The organism is Achromobacter sp. UMC46 (assembly GCF_014170335.1).
GTDB lineage: Bacteria > Pseudomonadota > Gammaproteobacteria > Burkholderiales > Burkholderiaceae_B > Achromobacter.
Map to the genome: position 1 here is coordinate 692,690 of NZ_LZZS01000004.1, position 17,873 is coordinate 710,562.

The following is a 17,873-nucleotide window of genomic DNA, read 5'->3' on the forward strand; positions in this document are numbered from 1 at the left end:
GAGTCAGTTGGCGCTGGGTCCGAACTTGCGCACCAGCGCTGCCCACTTGTCGTGTTCCTGGCGGATGAACGCGGTGAACTGGGCCGGTGTGCCGCCGATGGGTTCGGCCCCTTCATTGAGCATCTGCGCGTGCAGCGACGGCAGCGCGGCGTTGACTTCGCGGTTGATCGTCGCCACCACCTCCGGCGGCGTGCCCTTGGGCGCGAAGAAACCGAACCAGGAGCCGGCGTCAAAGCCGGGGTAGCCGGATTCGGCGACGGTGGGCAGGTCGGGCAGCGTGGCCGAACGCTGCAAGGTGCTGACCGCCAGCGGACGCAGCTTGCCGGCGCGGATCTGCCCGATCACCGACGGGATGGTGGCGAACATGAAGTCGATGCGTCCCGCCAGCAGGTCGTTGACGGCGTCGGCGCCTTTGTAGGGCACGTGCGTGGCTTCCACGCCCAACTGGTCCATCAGCATGTAGCTGGACAGGTGCGAGGACGTGCCCACGCCGGTCGAGCTGTAGTTCAGGTGGGTCGCCTTCTTCACGTATTGGAGGAACCCCTTGAAGTCTTTGGCGGGGGACGACGGCGGCACCACCAGCACGTTCGGCACGGTCGCGATCTGCACCATCGGAACCAGGTCCGTCAGGGGATCGAACGTCAGCTTCGCCAGCGAGGCATTCACCGCGATGGGGCCGACGGAATTGACGATCAGGGTGTGGCCGTCCGGCGCGGCGCGCACCACGAATTCAGTGCCGATGTTGCCGCCGGCTCCGGGTTTGTTCTCGACCACGAAGGGTTGCCCCAAGGTCTTGGACAAGGCGTTGGACATGCTGCGCGTCAGCGTGTCGGTCGTGCCGCCGGCCGTGAACGCCACGATGACTTTGACGGGCTTGTCGGGGTAGTCCGCGGCGGCGGCGGGTAGCGACGTACAGGCGCAGGCCGCCGCTGCGGCGGCGAGCAGGGCTCGGGCAGTGTTCATATCGTCTCCGTTCGTGGTTGTTGTCTTGGCATGCGAGGCGCCGTGCCGCCACGTCGGCCGGCGCCTTGGAAAAGCGGAATTCAGTCGCGGAAGCCCGGGTCGATGCGGTCCAGCTTGCGCAACAGGGCCGGCCACTCCATGACGCCATAAGGGCGCCGCGTGCCGGGCTGGTAGTTGTTCCAGGTTTCTTCCAGCACGGCCGGGCTGACTGCCCGCAGGGGCGCGCCGGTCGCCATCGCCGCCAATTGCGCGCGACAGGCCAGTTCCAGCCGATGCATCCAGTTGAACGCTTCGCCCACCGTCTTGCCGACGGTCAGCGCGCCGTGGTTGCGCAGGATCAGCGCTTCGCCCTGGCCCAGGTCTTCCAGCAGGGAGGCCTGCTCTGTCAAGTCCAGCACCACGCCCTGGTAGTCGTGATAGCCGATCTTCAGGAAGCGCATGGCCGTCTGCGTCAGCGGCAGCAGGCCGCAGTCCAGGGAGGCGACCGCCATGGAGGCCCAGCTGTGCGTATGGATCACGCAGTCCACCTCATGGCGCGCGCCATGCACGGCGCTGTGGATCACATAGCCCGCCTTGTTGATGCCGTAGTCGATGTCGCCGAAATCGGGCTTGGCCAGGATCGTGCCGTCCAGGTCCACCTTGATCAGGCTGGACGCGGTGATCTCCTCATACATCATGCCGTAGGGGTTGATGAGGAACGCGTTGTCTTCGCCCGGCACGCGCGCCGAGATGTGATTGGCCATCATGTCGGCCATGCCGTAGCGTTCGACCAGCCGATAACAGGCGGCCAGGTCGACGCGGGCCTGCCATTCCTGTTCGGAACAGTGCGGCCGCATGGAAGGAATGGAAAGCAAGCCCGGGGAAGGCAAGGCCGGGGGGCGGGTGTCGGTCGTCATCGGAAGTCGAGAAGGTCTGCTGCCGCAACACCATGCCGCGGCGTTCACGAATGCAATTTATCCGCGGGACCCGCCCGGGCCTAGCCATGCGCCCGGCATGGGGGCATCACGAATCGAGAAGGGTGGCGCCCGGCCAGGCGCCGTGGCGCACCTGCGCGCGCATCACGTCCACCAGCACCACGCGCGCGGCGAGTGCGGCCGGCGACAATTCTTCTTCATTGATGCAGTGCACCGCGTTGCGGCGGAACAGGAACGGGTCGTCGATGGGATGCATGTTCAGCAGCCCGGCCTCGGCCCGCGCCACGGCGGCGCCGGGCTGGATGGTGGCGATGGCGTTGGCCTGCACCAGGTCCATCAAGGTGGTCAGCCCGTCGACTTCGACTTCGACCCAGGGCTCGATGCCGGCGCGTTCGAAGGCGGCCTCGACCCAGGCGCGCAGGCCATGCGCCTTGCTGGTGACCGCCAGCGGCAAGGCCGCCAGGTGGGCGATGGTGACGGGTTCGCCGTCAGGCATCGCGAACATGCCCCGCCGCGCAAGCAGAAACAGCCGTTCGTCCAGGACCGGGATCGTGCTGCGGGCCTGGCCACTGTCGTTCTGGAACAGCACCGCAAGGTCCAGCCGCCGGTTGTTGAGCTGTTCGCCCAGGTTGCCCGACAAGCCTTCGACCAGGTGCAGCCGCACGTTCGGATAGCGTTCGGCCATCGCCGAGTAGAACGGCTTGGCCAGCACGGACGCGGTGGTGGGGGCGAAGCCCACGCTGACCATGCCCGACAGCCGCGCCTCGCGGGCGGCGGCCACGGCATTCTCCGCGTGGCGCAGCGTCAATCGGGCCTGGCGCAGGAACGCCGTGCCGGCGGCCGTGGGAACGACGCCGGTATGCGTGCGCAGCAGCAGCCGCGTCGCCAGTTCGCTTTCCAGGCGGCTGATCTGCTGGCTGAGCGCCGAGGCGACCACGCCCAGGTCGCGCGCGGCGCGGCCGATGCTGCCCAGTTCGGCCACGCGGACGAAGTAGCGGAGTTGGCGGAGTTCCATGGCGGCGAAATGAGGGGCGGGAAAGCCGGATAGTAGCGGCCGAATGCCCGAATCAGCGTGGATTTTCGCGTATCCGGCGTTCAAAAAAACGTCAGGTATCTGACTTTGCGCTGAACATCAAACGAAAATTGTTTACACTCGCATCCACAAAATTGAAGTCGGAACGGCCCGCCGCGGGGGCGGATACCGTTCGAGTTACGGGAGAAAGTCGATGCGCAAGTTGCTTTTGGGTGCGGTGCTGGCCGCCGCGGTATTCGGGGGAACGGCCCACGCCGCGGTTGAGCCCAAGGCCGTGGTCGCCACCTATTCGGATCTGGCGCTGGCGGGTTATGAAGATTCGCTGACCGCCGCCAAGACGCTGCGCACCGCCATCGACGCCTTGGTCGCCACGCCCAGCCCCGACACGCTGAAAGCCGCCCGCGAAGCCTGGCTGGCCGCCCGCGTGCCGTATCAGCAGACCGAGGCCTACCGCTTTGGCAATCCCATCGTCGACGACTGGGAAGGCCGCGTGAACGCCTGGCCGCTGGACGAAGGCCTGATCGACTACGTGGACGCGTCCTACGGCACTGAAAACGACGAAAACGCCTATTACACCGTCAACGTCATCGCCAATTCCAAGATCTCGGTGGGCGGCAAGACGGTGGACGTCAGCAAGATCACGCCGAAGCTGCTATCCGAAGTGCTGCACGAGGCCGACGGCAACGAAGCCAACGTGGCCACCGGCTACCACGCCATCGAATTCCTGCTGTGGGGCCAGGACTTGAACGGCACCGGTCCCGCGCCGGCCGACCGCAAGGGCACGCCGCAAGAACGCCATTCGGGCAACCGTCCGCATACGGACTTCGATACCAAGCAATGCACCGGCGGCCACTGCGAACGCCGCATCGAATTCCTGAAGGCGGTGACTGACCTGCTGGTGACGGACCTGGAAGAAATGGTGGGCAACTGGAAGAAGGATGGCGCCGCGCGCAAGGCCGTGGAAGAAGATCCCAAGGCAGGCCTGATCGCCATGCTGACCGGTCTGGGCAGCCTGTCGTACGGCGAACTGGCCGGCGAACGCATGAAGCTCGGCCTGATGCTGCACGATCCCGAAGAAGAGCACGATTGCTTCTCGGACAACACGCACAACGCGCATTATTACGACCAGCTGGGCATCCGCAACGTCTACCTGGGCGCCTACACCCGCATCGACGGCAAGCAGGTCAAGGGCGCGAGCCTGTCTGAACTGGTCAAGGCCAGGGATCCGAAGCTGGATGCCGAAGTGCGCGCCAAGCTGGATGCCACCGTGGCGGCCATGCAGGCAATGAAGACGCGCGCCGAAACGGTCGAAACCTATGACCAGATGATTGCCGACGGCAACAAGGAAGGCAATGCGATGGTGCAGGCCGCCATCGACCGCCTGGTCGACCAGACCCGCAGCCTGGAACGCGTGATCGCGTTGCTGGAATTGGGCAAGGTCGCCATCGAAGGTTCCGACAGCCTGGATAAACCCGACGCCGTGTTCAAGTGAAACTCGTATTAGCCGCCGTATTGGCGGCGTCGGCACACGCCGGCGCCGCCGTCGCATCTGAAGTGCCCGCCGGGCGTGACGACTTGACGCCCGAAGACCAGAAGCGCGTCACCGCCATTACCGCGCCCACGCGCGATTTCTCGAAGGTGGAAACCTTCGAGACCATGCAGGCCGGGGCGGGCACGACCAACAAGCTCGTCAACGCCGACATCTTTTCGCAGCCGTCGGCCAACATGAGCTTCGAGGGACGTCAGGAATTCCAGGTCGGCAACGGCCTGTTCCGGAAAGACTGGGTATCAGCCCCGGCTTCCACGCAGGCGTCCGATGGGCTGGGGCCGCTGTTCAACGCGCGCTCGTGCCAGGCCTGTCACACCAAGGATGGACGCGGCACGGTGCCGGGTTTCGATCCTTTGGAGCGCACGGACGCGGTGGCGCTGCTGCTGCGCCTTGCCGTGCCGGAAGGCCCCGACCGCGGCCATCCCAAGCTTGCCGCCGGCGAGCTGGCCGCCTTGCCCGAACCCGTCTATGGCGTGCAACTGCAGAACTTCGCGGTGGCGGGCCTGCCCGCCGAAGGCCGCATGGAGATCGAGTACGAGCCCGTCGCGATCGCGCTCAACGGCGGCGAAACCGCCACGTTGATGAAGCCCACCTACCGCATCGACAACCTCGGCTATGGTCCGATGCGCGCCGACACGCAGATTTCGCCGCGCCTGGCGCCGCCCATGATCGGGCTGGGCCTGCTGGAATCCATCCACGAGGCCGACATCCTGGCCAACGTGGGGGCGGACAAGCGCGACGGCATCGTCGGCAAGGCCAACTGGGTCACCGATGCGCGCACCGGCGCGCGCGTGCTGGGCCGCTTCAACCTGAAGGCCGGGCAGCCGACGGTCGAGCAGCAAAGCGCCGCGGCGTTCTCGAACGACATGGGCCTGTCCACGCCGATGTTCCCCAAGCACTCGGGCGACTGCACGCCCTCGCAGAAGCAGTGCCTGGAGATGCCGCATGGCGCGCAGCCGCGCTTCGGCCCCGAGGAAGTCCCGGCCAAGCTGATGGACTTCGTCACGATCTATTCCACCAATCTTGCCGTGCCGCAGCGGCGCGACGCGGATGAGGCGCGCGTGCTGGCGGGCAAGAAGCTCTTCTACGAAGCCAACTGCGTGGCCTGCCACGTGCCCAAGTACGTGACCAGCCGCAATGCCAGGCAGCCCGAGCACCGCTTCCAGCTGATCTGGCCCTACACCGACATGCTGGTGCACGACATGGGCGACGACCTGGCGGACGGCGTGTCCGACGGCGAAGCCAACGGCCGCGAATGGCGCACGCCGCCGCTGTGGGGAATCGGCTTGACCAAGACCGTGAATCCCAGCGCCACCTGGCTGCATGACGGGCGCGCCCGCACGCTGCTGGAAGCGGTGCTGTGGCACGGCGGCGCGGGCAAGCCCGCGCGTGACCGCGTCGTGGCGATGACGCCCGAAGAACGCGCTGATCTGATCCGTTTCCTGGAGTCGCTGTGATGGCCCGATCCTTTTCGCCTGTGTTCAAGCATGCCGCAGCGGCCCTGTTGCTGGCGGTCGCGCCGCTGGCCGTGCAGGCCGAATTGCCTGCCGACCTGGGCGAACGCCTGGCACGCGACTACGCCCGTCCGGCGGTCGGCAAGATGGTGCAAGCCGCCGCCGCAGTGAATGAGGCGTTGGGCGGGTGGTGCGCCAAGCCGGACGCAGCGGGCGCCGCGCGCGTCGGTGTCGCCTTCTCGAATCTGGCCCAGGCCTGGTCCGGCGTGGAGATCCTGCGCTTCGGCCCGCTGGTGCAGGCCAACCGATTTGAACGCCTGGCGTTCTGGCCCGACACGCGCGGCGTGATGCCCAAGCAGGTGCAGCAGTTGATCGCCGCCGGCGACCCGGCATTGCTGGCGCCGGGCGCGCTGGCCGGCCGCAGTGTGGCGGTGCAGGGGCTGCCTGCCCTGGAGTACGTGCTGTACGGCGAACCCGCGCTGCTCACGCAGGCGAGCGCGCCGACGTTCGCCTACGCGTGCGCGTATGCCCGGGCCGTGGCCGCCAACGTCTCGACGATTTCCGGCGATGTGGCGCAGGCCTGGAGCGCCCAGGGCGAATTCGGCCGCCAGTTCGCCAAGCCGCAAGCCGGCAACGACTTGTACCGCGATCCGCAGGAAGTGGCGGCCGAGGCCATGAAGGCCTTGTCCACCGGTCTGCAGTTCGCGCGCGATGTCAAAATCCTGCCCGTGCTGGGCGGATCTGCCGAGGCGGCCCGTCCCAAGCGCGCCGCCTTCTGGCGCAGCGAGTTGTCCACGCGTTTGCTGGCGGCCAACCTGGACGGACTGAAGGCGTTCTACCTGGCCGGCGGCTATCCGCTGCCCAAGGGCGGCGACTGGATGGACGTGTCCGTGCGCGGCGAATTGCAGAATGCCGCGCAGACCTTGCGGGCGGTGCCCACGCCGCTGGACGCCGCGCTGAAGCAGGAAGACGGCCGCCGCCAGTTGCTGCTGGCGGCCCTGACGATACAGAACGCCAAGGCCATCGTCGATCAAGACCTGGCGCCGGCGCTGGGCGTCACCATCGGATTCAATGCGCTCGATGGTGATTGATCGCCGCCGTTTCCTGTTGCTGGCGGCGGCGCTGGGGCTGTCGCCCGGCGCGGCGCTGGCCGTGCTTCCCGCGAACGGCGGGCCGTTGTACCTGAGCGCGCGCAAGCGCGGCGGGCGCGACGAAGCGGTGTTGCTGGACGAGGCCGGGGCCGACCGTCTGGTCGTGCCGATGCCCGCGCGCGGGCACAGCTTCGCCATCGATGCTTCAGGGCAGCGCGCGGTGGTGTTCGGCAGGCAGCCTGGATTCTTCGCCGTGGCGTTTTCGCTGCGCGGCGGCGGCGAGCAGCAGGCGTTGCCGGTGCCTGACGAACGCCATTTTTTCGGCCATGGCGCCTTCGTGGACGGGGGGCGGCTGCTTGCCGCCACCGAGAACGATTTCGAAGGCGGCCGGGGCGTGCTGGGCATTTACGATGCGTCGCCCGGGGGCGCCTGGCGCCGGGTCGGCGAATTCGATTCCGGCGGCATCGGCCCGCATGAAGTGGTGCTGATGCCGGACGGCAAAACGCTGTGCGTGGCCAACGGCGGCATCCTGACGCACCCGGACTACGGCAAGCTGGAGCTGAACCTGGACACGATGCGGCCGTCGCTGGCCTACATCGACGCGGCCAGCGGCCAACTGCTTGAGAAAGTGGAACTGGCGCCCGAACTGCATCGCCTGTCGATCCGGCATCTGGCGCTGGCGGCTGACGGTTGCGTCTGGTTCGGTTGCCAATACATGGGCCCGGCGGCCGACCGCCCGGCCCTGGTGGGACGGCATCGCCGCGGCGCGAAGCTGGAACTCTTCGACGGGCCGGTCGAGACCTTGCGCAACATGCGCAACTACGTGGGCTCGGTGACGGTCGACGCCTCGGGCGGCATCGTCGCCACCTCCAGTCCGGTGGGGGGGCAGGTGATCTATTGGGACACCGCCAGCGGCCGCTGCCTGGGCACGACGCTGCTGGCCGACGGCTGCGGCGTAGCCCCCGCGCGCGATGCCGGCTTCCTGGTCAGCAGCGGCCTGGGCGCGATGCTGCGCACGGATGCCGCGGGCAGGGAATCGTCCTTGCTGCCGCCGTCGCGCGAGGTGTCCTGGGACAATCATTTCCGCGTCGTGCCGGCCTGACATCTGTTGTTCGCCGGTCAGGCGTATCCTTACAAAGCTTGACATCCCGGGGCCGCATCGCGGCCCTTCGCCTACCGATCATCTGATACAGTTTCCGGTTGTCATTTTTGCGGGAGATTCCATGGAAGACGCCTTGAAGGAATTTAGCGCCTGGGCCCCCAGGCTGATGGATATGGGCATCAATCTGCTTGTTGCCTTGCTGATCCTGATCGCCGGCTGGTGGATTTCGTCGCTGTTGGGCGGATGGGTCCGCCGCGCGGCTTCGCGCTCCAGCAAGATCGATCCCACCATCGTGCCGATGTTCTACAGCACGGTCGTGTGGACGGTGCGCATCTTCACGGTGATCGCCGTGCTGGCGCGGTTCGGCGTGCAGACGGCCAGCCTGATCGCCGTGCTGGGCGCCGCCGGCCTGGCAGTGGGTTTGGCCTTGCAAGGCACGCTGCAGAACATCGCCGCGGGCATCATGCTGCTGATCCTGCGCCCCATCCGCGCGGGCGAGTACGTGGCGCTGAGCTCCGGCGCCGACGGCACGGTGGAAGAGGTCGGCCTGTTCCTGACGCGCCTGGTGCAGGTCGACGGCATCCACCTGACCTTGCCTAACAGCACGGTGTGGAACGCCACCATCACCAACTACAGCCGCAACAAGACGCGGCGCCTGGATATCCCGGTGCCGGTCCGCTATGGCGACGACCTGGAAGTGGTGCTGGCCAAGCTGAAAGAGATCGTAGATGCGCGTCCCGACGCGCTGAAGGATCCCGAACCGCTGGTCAAGGTGTTCGAATACAAGGAAAACGGCGTCATCGTGAACGTGCGCGTGTGGGCCGAAGCCAACAACTACTGGGACCTGCGCTGGGGCCTGTACCAGCAGATCCGCACGTCGCTGGAAGCGGCCGGTTTCCAGCCGCCGATCCCGCTGCGCGAGATCCAGAACCCCAAGACCGCGGGCAAGGCCGAAGCCGCGCCGGGCAGCGCGGCGACCTGATCCAACGGGTCTTGGCAAAGATACGGGCGCCGCAAGGCGCCCGTATCTTTGGGGGGAAGAGGTCTAGGCCTGCAAAGCCAGACGCGCCAGTTCCGCCTTGATCCAGCCGGCGATTTCGCGCTGGCGCTGGGCCGGCATGCGGTCGATGATGGCCGTGACGCTCACGGCCAACAGGGGCGCGCCTTGCGAATCCAGCAGCGCGCAGCCCACGCCCAGCGCGCCGCGCACGGCGTGATTGCCCACCACCGAATAGCCGCGCGCCCGGGTGTTTTCGATCAGCCGGTACATTTCCTGAGGCGTCATGCCGCCGTACTCGTCCAGCCGCCCGGAGTTGCGCTCGACGATGCTGCGCGCCAGATCGTCGGGCAGCGCGGCCAGCAGCGCCATGCCGCCCGACCCCACGCCCAGCGGCTGGCGCTTGCCGGCGTAGGTCGCCAGGATCTGCACCGGGTAGCTGCCGATCTCGCGGTGCAGGCTGATGGAATCGTCTTCGTCTCGCACCACCAGGAAGACGGCGTCGCCCGTGCGGTCGGCCAGGCGGCGCAGCACGGGCAGCAACTGGCGCACCCGGGGATCGCGCGAACGCGTGTCCGGATCCACCGCCAGTTGGGCGCGGTATTTCTTGGTGCCCGTCACCGGCAGCACCAGGCCCGCGTCGAGCAGGGCGGCCAGCAAGCGGTAAATGGTGGGACGCTGTATGCCCGTCAGGCGGGCGATATCGGTCACGCTGAGGCCATCGGGCCCTTGGTCGCGCAGGGCGGCCAGAACGGCCAAACCGCGCCGCAACGTGCGTGGGCCTGCGGCCGCGGCATCACTGTCTTGCATGCAAATCTCTGAAAACTGTAGGTTATTGCGGAACGGTCAAGGGAAAACCATTGTCCGTACCGTGGACTCTACCTTGATGCACTCGCCGTGTATAGCTCAGAATGCATCATCCAATAATTCGAATCGTCCATTCAATGGACAGTACCTGCACGGAGACACTATGACTACAGGTCAAAAGCCTGGCCTGCGGCGTCTGGCCGCCACCCTTCTGGCCACCGCCGCAAGCACATTCGCCATGGGATCCGCCCATGCCGCCTATCCCGACAAGCCTGTCCGTATCGTGGTCGGTTTTTCCGCCGGCGGCACGACGGACGTGATCGCGCGCATCATGGCCAAGGAGCTCACCGAGAGCCTGGGTCAATCGTTCGTGGTCGAGAACAAGCCGGGCGCCGGCAGCAACATCGCCACCGACCAGGTCCAGCGCGCCGCCCCTGACGGCTACACGCTGCTGTTCGTGGCCGTGACCAGCGCCATCAACCAGACGCTGTACAAGAACGTCACGTTCGACCTGCGCAAGGACTTCGCTCCCGTGGCGCTGGGCGCCAAGGTGCCGAACATCCTGGTCGTAAACCCGGAAGTGCCGGTGAAATCGGTGCAAGAACTGGTTGAATACGCGAAGAAGAACCCGGGCAAGCTGGCGTTCGCCTCGTCGGGCAGCGGCACCTCCATCCACATGGCGGGCGAACTGTTCAAGATGAAGGCGGGCATCGACGTCCTGCACGTGCCCTACAAGGGCAGCTCGCCGGCCATTACCGACCTGATCGGCGGCCAGGTGCAGTTCATGTTCGACAACATGCCCTCGGCATGGCCGCACGCCCAATCGGGCAAGCTGCGCGCCCTGGCGGTGACCACCAGCGAACGTTCGAAGAGCGCGCCGGACCTGCCCACGATGAAGGAATCGGGCTTCACCGATTTCGACGTGTCGTCGTGGTTCGGCCTGTTGGCGCCCGCCGGCACGCCGCCGGAAGTGATCAACAAGCTGAACGCCGCCATGCAGCAAGCGCTGGACAAGGCGTCCGTGCAGACCAGCTTCGAGAAGCTGGGCGCCGTGGGCGTGAAGACCACGCCGGCCGAATTCGGCCAGTTCATCAAGTCGGAAGTGGAAGGCTGGGCCCCGGTGGTCAAGGCCTCGGGCGCCAAGGTGGACTGATCGCGATATTCCCCGGCAGGCTTGCCGCCGGGGATGCAAGGAAGGGACAGGCTAATGCCTGTCCCTATTTTTTTGCGCCGCCGTTGCGCTTGGCGGTGGCCAGCATCGCCGTGCACACGCCGCGCATCATGTCGACTTCGTCGCGGGTCAAGGCCGGGCGTGAAAACAGGTGGCGCATGCGCGGCATCAGTTTCTTGGGGTGCGCCGGGTCCAGGAACTGGACGCCGATCAGCGCCTCTTCCCAGTGCGCCAGGAACGCCTGCACCGCTTCGCTTGAGGCGGGCTCGGCGCCGCGCGCCGGTTCCTGGGCGGTGGAGGCGGGCAGCAGCGCCGCGCCCTGGTCCACCAGCAAGGCGTAACGCAGTTCCCAGGCGGCCAGTTGCAGGGCCTGGGCGACGTTCAGCGAGCTGTATTCGGGATTGGCGGGAATGTGGCAGATGCGGTGGCACAGCGCGATCTGGGCGTTGGTCAGCCCGGCGCGTTCGGTGCCCAGCACGATCGCGGCCACGCCCTCGGCCGTCTCGGCCAAATGGGCGCAGGCCAGGTCGGCCGCCTGCCGGATGTCGCAGGGCGGGGGACCCAGGTCGCGCACGCGGGCGGTCAGGGCGAAAGCCATGGTGACGGGCGCCAGCGCGGCTTCCAGCGACGGATAGATGCGCGCGTTTTCCAGCACGTCCAGCGCGCCGCTGGCGAGCGCCACGGCCTCTGGCTGGCTTGTTACATCTGGAAATTTAGGCTCGACCAGCACCAGTTCCGAGAAGCCCATCGTCTTGATTGCACGGGCCGCCGAACCGACGTTTCCGGGGTGGCTGGGGTTCACCATAACGAAGCGAACACGTGAAAATGCTTGAGTCATTTAAAATGGCACGTTTGGCTGAGTGCCTTCCTGGTTTTTTGGGTCGATTTCCCCGGTGGGGGCGACGACGGACCCGGGGGGCGGCAAGTGGCCTACCATCACGCGAACCCACCGCATACGTACGGAATTTTATGCACCCGATGCTCAACATCGCCATCAAGGCGGCCCGGCGTGCCGGCACCATTATCAACCGTGCCAGCATGGATTTGGAACGACTCAGCGTGGCTCGCAAGGGGCCGCGCGATTATGTCACGGAAGTCGATCGCGCCGCCGAGGAGTCCATCGTCGAAACACTGCATGCCGCTTACCCGGACCATGCCGTGCTGGGCGAGGAATTCGGGCTGCAAGGTCCCGACCAGGCCGAATTCCAGTGGATCATCGATCCCCTGGACGGCACGACGAACTTCATCCACGGCCTGCCCAACTACGCCGTGTCGATCGCGCTGACGCAGCGCGGCCAGGTCACGCAAGCGGTCATCTATGACCCGTCGCGCAATGAACTGTTCACGGCCAGCCGTGGCAGCGGCACCTTCCTGAACGACCGCCGCGTACGCGTCTCGGGCCGCACCCGCTACCACGAGGCGCTGCTGGGCGCCCACTGGCCAAGCGCCGGCGATCCCGAGCAGGGCTCGCAGCGCTTCCGCCAGATGGCTGAAGGCGCCACCGGCGTGCGCCGCCTGGGCGCTACCGTGCTGGACCTGGCCTACGTGGCCTGCGGCCGCCTGGACGGCTTCTGCGGCGTGGGCCTGAAGCCCTGGGACGTGGCTGCCGGCAGCCTGATGGTCCTGGAAGCCGGCGGCCTGATCGCCGACTTCGACGGCGAACAAGGCTGGATGGACAGCGGCAACGTCCTGGCTGCCAGCCCGAAGATCTTCACGCAAATGCTGACGTCGCTGAACCCGCCGTCGGCCGCCTGATCCCGACGCGGATCCGGCAGTCTGGAAACCGGCCTTCGGGCCGGTTTTTTTTATGCGCGGGCGCCGGCCATCCTGCATACGGACGAGGCGTGTCACCGGCATGTCATGGCATTTCCATGTACGATTACCGGTCGCGTAACTTCTGGAGCTCCTGATGGAGTGGCTGCTAGACCCCGCTGCGTGGGTCGGCTTGCTTACCCTGGTCGTCCTTGAGATCGTCCTGGGCATTGATAACCTGATTTTCATCGCCATCCTGGCGGACAAATTGCCCCCCGCGCAGCGCGACCGTGCGCGCATCATGGGGTTGAGCCTGGCCCTCATCATGCGGCTTGGCCTCTTGTCCGTCATGTCGTGGCTGGTCACCTTGACCACCCCCCTGTTCTCCGTCGGTCCGCTGTCCCCCTCGGGGCGCGACCTGATCCTGATGGTGGGCGGCCTGTTCCTGCTGTTCAAGGGCACGATGGAGCTGCACGAGCGCCTGGAGGGCGGGCAGCACGTGGGCTCGTCCGGGCCGCGCGTGTACGCCAGCTTCTGGGTCATCGTGACGCAGATCGTGGTGCTGGACGCCGTGTTCTCGCTGGACTCCGTGATCACCGCGGTGGGCATGGTGGACCACCTGGCCATCATGATGATCGCCGTCATCATCGCCATCGGCATCATGCTGCTGGCCTCCAAGCCCCTGACGCGCTTCGTCAACGCGCACCCGACCGTGGTGGTCCTGTGCCTGGGCTTCCTGCTGATGATCGGCTTTTCGCTCTTGGCCGAGGCCTTCGGCTTCAAGGTGCCCAAGGGCTACCTGTACGCCGCCATCGGCTTCTCGGTGGCCATCGAAGCGCTTAACCAGGTAGCGCGCCGCAACCTGCTGAAGCTGGACGCGCGCCGCCCGATGCGCGAACGCACGGCGTCTGCCGTGCTGCGCATGCTGGGCAAGCGCCCGCCCGCCAGCGACGAACCCGACCTGCCCAACGCGGACGGCCCGGCCATGCCAGCCTTCGGCGTCGAAGAGCGCAACATGGTCAGCGGCGTGCTGACCCTGGCCGAACGGTCCATCCGGTCGATCATGACGCCGCGCACGGACGTGTCGTGGGTCAACATCGACGACGACCCCGAACTGATCCGCCGCCAACTGACTGAAGCCCCCCATAGCTTCTTCCCCGTCTGCCGCGGTTCGCTGGACGAAGTGCTGGGCATCGCGCGCGCCAAAGACCTGGTGGCCGACCTGATCACCGAAGGCCGGGTGCGCCGCAACCGCCTGCGCGACCCCATCATCGTGCACGAAGCCATCGGCATCCTGCGCCTGATGGACACGCTGAAGCGGTCGCGCGGCCAGCTGGTGCTGGTGGCCGACGAGTTCGGCGCCATCGAAGGCCTGGTCACGCCCATCGACGTCTTCGAGGCCATCGCCGGCGAGTTCCCCGACGAGGACGAACTGCCCGACATCGTGGCCGACGGCGACAACACCTGGAAGATCGACGGCGCCGCCGACCTGCACCATGTCGAACAGGTGCTGGAAACCGAAGGCCTGGTCGACGAAGCCCAAGACTTCTCCACCCTGGCGGGCTATCTGCTGTCGCGCTTCGGGCATCTGCCCAAGCCGGGCGATGTCTGCGAATACGACATCCATCACCAGCACTTCCGCTTTGAAGTCCTGGAAATGGACGGCCGCCGGATCGCGCTGGTGCGCGTCGAGAAGCGGCCCCACGAAATGCTCTCCGACGAAGCATCGCTTGCCAACGATTAACCGGAAACCCTACCTATCGTGACTGAAAACGCGCTCTATCTGATCAAGGCATTCATCCTTGGCATTCTTGAAGGCCTGACGGAATTCATTCCGGTATCCAGTACGGGCCACCTTATCCTGGTGGGCGATTGGATCAACTTCCAATCCGGCGACGGCAAGGTCTTCGAGGTGGTGATCCAGCTGGGCTCCATCCTGGCCGTGATGTGGGTGTTCCGCGCGCGGCTGCTCCAGCTGATCCGCGGCGCCTTGACGGGGGTGCCCAGCGAGGTGGCCTTCGCTCGCAACCTGATCATCGCCTTCCTGCCCGCCGCCGTCATCGGCGCGATCTTCATCAAGACGATCAAGTCGGTGCTGTACCACCCGGGCGTGGTGGTGGTGAGCCTGGTGGTGGGCGGCCTGATCATGCTGTATGTCGAGCGCAAGACGCACCACACGCCGGGCGATCAGCCGGGCGCGGCCGACGATACGGCTTCCGACGAGCGCGCCTCGGCGCACACGCTGGAGCAGATCACGTGGAAGCAGGCGCTGGGCGTAGGCGTGGCGCAGTGTTTCGCCATGATCCCCGGTACGTCGCGGTCGGGCGCCACCATCATCGGCGGCATGATCGCCGGCATCCAGCGCAAGACGGCCACCGAGTTCTCGTTCTTCCTGGCTATGCCCACGATGCTGGGCGCAGCCGTCTTCGACATGTACAAGAACTTCGGTGTGCTGACCCAGCACGACCTGTCCGGCATCGCCGTGGGCTTCATCGCGGCGTTCCTGAGCGCGATGGTCGTGGTGCGCGCGGTGCTGCGCTTCGTGGCCAACCATACCTACCGCGTGTTCGCGTGGTATCGCATCGTGTTCGGCGCGGTGGTGGCCGCCTGGATCTTCACCCGCTAGGCCTGTTCGGCGGCGGGATAAAAAAAGGGCCTCGCACCATGTGCGAGGCCCTTTTTCCTAGTGTGCGCCGGCGGTGGTGCAGGAGGGCTACGCTTCCGTTTCCAGGTCGTAAAACTCCAGGCCATCGCGGTCGATGACCAGCCAGCCGCCACGGGCCGGCGACGCGTGGTCGCAGTCCCAGTCGGGCAGCACCCAGCGTTCGCGCTTCTTGCCGTCCACATCCAGCACGTGGCGCGCGGGGCGGTGCGTGTGGCCATGCACCAGCACGCGCACGCCCGTCTCGTGGAAGATGGCGTCGATGGCGGCGCCGTTGACGTCCATGATCTCCATGGACTTCGTCTGGTTGGCCGCCTGGCTTTCGCCACGGGCCTGCTGCGCCATCGCCAGGCGTTCAGGAATGGTCTTGCCCAGGAATTCGGCCTGCCATTGCGGATCGCGGACCATCTTGCGGAACTGCTGGTAGGCGGCGTCGTCCGTACAGAACTCGTCGCCGTGGGTCAACAGCACCTGGCCGAAATCCGTTTCCAGCAGGGCGGGTTCGGGCAGCAGCTTGGCGCCCACGGCGGTGGCGAGCTCTTCCCCGATCAGGAAGTCGCGGTTGCCGCGGCCCAGCCACACCGGGATGCGCCCGGCCGTTTCCCGCAGCGCCGCCACCACCGTGGCCAGCCACGGCGGTGCGGCGCGGATCACGTCGTCGCCGATCCAGGCGTCGAAGATGTCGCCCGGCAGCAGCAGGGCGGCAGCGTCTTCTTGCGCGGCTTGCAGAAAGGCCAGGAAGGCCTCCGAGGTAGCCGGCGTGGCCGGCCCCAGGTGCAAGTCGGATGCCAGCCAGATCGGGCCGGACAAGGCAATCTTATTCAAGAATTTCGGCCTTCTCGATGATCACGTCTTCGTTCGGCACGTTCTGGTGAAAGCCCTTGTTGCCGGTCTTCACGCCCTTGATCTTCTCGACCACGTCCGTGCCTTCGGTGATGGTGCCGAAGACGGCGTAGCCCCAGCCATTCGGCGTGGGCGACGTGAAGTTCAGGAAATCGTTGTTCGACACGTTGATGAAGAACTGGGCAGTCGCCGAGTGCGGGTCGCTGGTGCGGGCCATCGCCAGGGTGTACTTGTCGTTCTTCAGGCCATTGTTGGCTTCGTTTTCGATCGTGCCATGGGTTTGCTTCTGCTTCATGCCGGGTTCGAAACCGCCGCCCTGGATCATGAAACCGTCGATCACGCGATGGAACACGGTGCCGTTGTAGAAGCCTTCCTTGACGTAGGTCAGGAAGTTCTCGACGGTCTTGGGCGCCTTGGCGGCGTCCAGGGTGATGACCATGTCGCCTTGGTTCGTGACGAGCTTGACGCGGGGATTGGTGCTCATGGCTTTTGTGCCTTCAGAAGTGGAGGTGGAAGAAGTGGCCGCAGGAGCGGCGCTGACGAGGGCTGGGGCAAATGCGGCCAGCGCGAACGAGCACGCCGTCAGGCGCAGCAGGTGGAAGGGGGAGTAACGGGACATCATTTGCCTTGTTTATCCTTCAGCATGGTTTCGACTTCGCGGGCTTTGTCCTGCATGCCGGGCACGCCGTCGCTGGCGGCCTTTTTGTAGGTCTGCAGGGCCTGCAGCAGTTGCAGGTCGCCCAGATTGGCCCGGGCGGCCGCATAGCCGGGGTCGGCGCGCAATGCCATTTGCAGGGCATCTTGCGCTTTTTCAAGTTCACCGCGGCTGGCATATAGAGCCGCCAGGTTGTTCCAAGGTTCCGGCAGCTCCGGGAAACGCGTGGTCATGTCGGTGTAGATGTCGATGGCCTCGTTCGTGCGCTTCAGGGCGGCCAGGGCGCGCGCGTGCTGGAACATCAGTTGCACGTCGGTGCCGCGCTGGTCCTTGACCTCTTCTTCGCGCTTTTCGATCAAGGCCAGGGCTTCGTTCACGTCGCCGCGGTTCAGCAGCATCTCGATGCGCGAGGTGACCTGCGACGGCGATGGGGCCAGCCGCGTATCGACGCCGGGCTTGGCCGCTTCCAGCAGATTGGCCAGGCTGTCCCAGCCGCCTTCGGGCGGAATCGGGTCCAGCGTGGTGCGGGTGGCATTGGGACTGGCACCCCCGCCGCCGGCCATCGACTGGGCAAGGGCGGTTCCAACCGGCGCGCCGGCGACAGCCAGGGCGAGCAGGGCGACACAAAAACGCGGCTTGATAGTCACGTGGGTATCCGTTAAAAGTCGTGGCCGGCCCGCACTTACGCGCGCGACCGGGCCGCTTGCTATACTTGACGACCGCCATTTTAGCCCCGGTTGAGTTTTTGGCTCGACATCGGGTGCAAGGGCTGGTTTGAACTGGCCTTGAGGGCCAGGTTGAACTGCCCTTGAAGGCCAAGTTGAACGGGCCCTGAGGGCTAGGTCGGACCGGTCCCGAGGGCCAGGCAAGACCTGTCGTC

General features: G+C 66.2%; 17 protein-coding genes. 9 read left to right on the forward strand and 8 right to left on the reverse strand.

What is annotated here, in order from left to right:
• Nucleotides 1-3: 3 nt before the first annotated feature.
• The 3 genes from A9973_RS06180 to A9973_RS06190 form a co-directional block, all read right to left on the reverse strand.
• Complete coding sequence (locus tag A9973_RS06180; protein WP_183012859.1) at nt 4-963, reverse strand: tripartite tricarboxylate transporter substrate binding protein; 960 nt, start codon at nt 961-963, stop codon at nt 4-6.
• An 80-nt stretch (nt 964-1,043) separates the two neighbouring features.
• On the reverse strand, nt 1,044-1,859 hold the full coding sequence (locus A9973_RS06185; protein WP_255469036.1) for a class II aldolase/adducin family protein: 816 nt from the start codon (nt 1,857-1,859) through the stop codon (nt 1,044-1,046).
• A 106-nt stretch (nt 1,860-1,965) separates the two neighbouring features.
• Nucleotides 1,966-2,892 (reverse strand): LysR family transcriptional regulator, encoded by a 927-nt coding sequence (locus tag A9973_RS06190; RefSeq protein WP_183012860.1) that lies wholly within the window; start codon nt 2,890-2,892, stop codon nt 1,966-1,968.
• Between the two features lie 211 nt (nt 2,893-3,103).
• On the opposite strand from A9973_RS06190, the gene A9973_RS06195 reads away from it, so the two are divergent.
• The 5 genes from A9973_RS06195 to A9973_RS06215 all read left to right on the forward strand — a co-directional run bounded on the left by A9973_RS06195 (nt 3,104) and on the right by A9973_RS06215 (nt 9,088).
• Nucleotides 3,104-4,402: an imelysin family protein gene (locus A9973_RS06195; protein ID WP_183012861.1), complete on the forward strand. Its 1,299-nt coding sequence runs from the start codon at nt 3,104-3,106 to the stop codon at nt 4,400-4,402.
• On the forward strand, nt 4,399-5,916 hold the full coding sequence (locus A9973_RS06200) for a di-heme oxidoredictase family protein (protein ID WP_183012862.1): 1,518 nt from the start codon (nt 4,399-4,401) through the stop codon (nt 5,914-5,916). The genes A9973_RS06195 and A9973_RS06200 overlap by 4 nt, the downstream gene beginning before the upstream one ends.
• Nucleotides 5,916-7,004: an imelysin family protein gene (locus A9973_RS06205; RefSeq protein ID WP_183012863.1), complete on the forward strand. Its 1,089-nt coding sequence runs from the start codon at nt 5,916-5,918 to the stop codon at nt 7,002-7,004. Before A9973_RS06200 ends, A9973_RS06205 begins: the two co-directional genes overlap by 1 nt.
• Nucleotides 6,994-8,106 (forward strand): DUF1513 domain-containing protein, encoded by a 1,113-nt coding sequence (locus tag A9973_RS06210; protein ID WP_183012864.1) that lies wholly within the window; start codon nt 6,994-6,996, stop codon nt 8,104-8,106. Before A9973_RS06205 ends, A9973_RS06210 begins: the two co-directional genes overlap by 11 nt.
• Nucleotides 8,107-8,227: 121 nt before the next feature.
• Complete coding sequence (locus A9973_RS06215) at nt 8,228-9,088, forward strand: mechanosensitive ion channel family protein (RefSeq protein WP_183012865.1); 861 nt, start codon at nt 8,228-8,230, stop codon at nt 9,086-9,088.
• 63 nt (nt 9,089-9,151) lie between these two features.
• On the opposite strand, the gene A9973_RS06220 is transcribed toward A9973_RS06215, so the two are convergent.
• Nucleotides 9,152-9,913, reverse strand: coding sequence for an IclR family transcriptional regulator (locus A9973_RS06220; protein WP_183012866.1), 762 nt, complete (start codon nt 9,911-9,913; stop codon nt 9,152-9,154).
• Nucleotides 9,914-10,073: 160 nt separating this feature from the next.
• Between A9973_RS06220 and A9973_RS06225 the strand changes: the two genes are divergently transcribed.
• On the forward strand, nt 10,074-11,063 hold the full coding sequence (locus A9973_RS06225; RefSeq protein WP_183012867.1) for a tripartite tricarboxylate transporter substrate binding protein: 990 nt from the start codon (nt 10,074-10,076) through the stop codon (nt 11,061-11,063).
• Nucleotides 11,064-11,127: 64 nt separating this feature from the next.
• On the opposite strand, the gene A9973_RS06230 is transcribed toward A9973_RS06225, so the two are convergent.
• Nucleotides 11,128-11,919 carry an RNA methyltransferase gene (locus A9973_RS06230; protein WP_183012868.1) on the reverse strand — a complete coding sequence of 264 codons (792 nt, stop codon included), beginning with the start codon at nt 11,917-11,919 and terminating at the stop codon, nt 11,128-11,130.
• A 131-nt stretch (nt 11,920-12,050) separates the two neighbouring features.
• Here A9973_RS06230 and A9973_RS06235 point away from each other — a divergent pair, with 131 nt between their 5' ends.
• The 3 genes from A9973_RS06235 (at nt 12,051) to A9973_RS06245 (ending at nt 15,459) form a co-directional block, all read left to right on the forward strand.
• Complete coding sequence (locus A9973_RS06235) at nt 12,051-12,836, forward strand: inositol monophosphatase family protein (RefSeq protein WP_169273453.1); 786 nt, start codon at nt 12,051-12,053, stop codon at nt 12,834-12,836.
• 154 nt (nt 12,837-12,990) lie between these two features.
• Nucleotides 12,991-14,577, forward strand: a complete 1,587-nt coding sequence (locus A9973_RS06240) for a TerC family protein (RefSeq protein ID WP_183012869.1) — start codon at nt 12,991-12,993, stop codon at nt 14,575-14,577.
• A gap of 18 nt (nt 14,578-14,595) precedes the next feature.
• Nucleotides 14,596-15,459, forward strand: a complete 864-nt coding sequence (locus A9973_RS06245; RefSeq protein WP_183012870.1) for an undecaprenyl-diphosphate phosphatase — start codon at nt 14,596-14,598, stop codon at nt 15,457-15,459.
• 87 nt (nt 15,460-15,546) lie between these two features.
• Here the strand turns inward: A9973_RS06245 and A9973_RS06250 are convergent, their stop codons facing one another.
• The 3 genes from A9973_RS06250 to A9973_RS06260 all read right to left on the reverse strand — a co-directional run bounded on the left by A9973_RS06250 (nt 15,547) and on the right by A9973_RS06260 (nt 17,640).
• Entirely contained in the window at nt 15,547-16,320 is a 774-nt protein-coding gene (locus tag A9973_RS06250) for a UDP-2,3-diacylglucosamine diphosphatase (RefSeq protein ID WP_183012871.1), read from the reverse strand.
• Entirely contained in the window at nt 16,313-16,822 is a 510-nt protein-coding gene (locus tag A9973_RS06255) for a peptidylprolyl isomerase (protein ID WP_183013181.1), read from the reverse strand. Before A9973_RS06255 ends, A9973_RS06250 begins: the two co-directional genes overlap by 8 nt.
• A gap of 134 nt (nt 16,823-16,956) precedes the next feature.
• Nucleotides 16,957-17,640 carry a tetratricopeptide repeat protein gene (locus tag A9973_RS06260; protein WP_183012872.1) on the reverse strand — a complete coding sequence of 228 codons (684 nt, stop codon included), beginning with the start codon at nt 17,638-17,640 and terminating at the stop codon, nt 16,957-16,959.
• Nucleotides 17,641-17,873 lie beyond the last annotated feature (233 nt).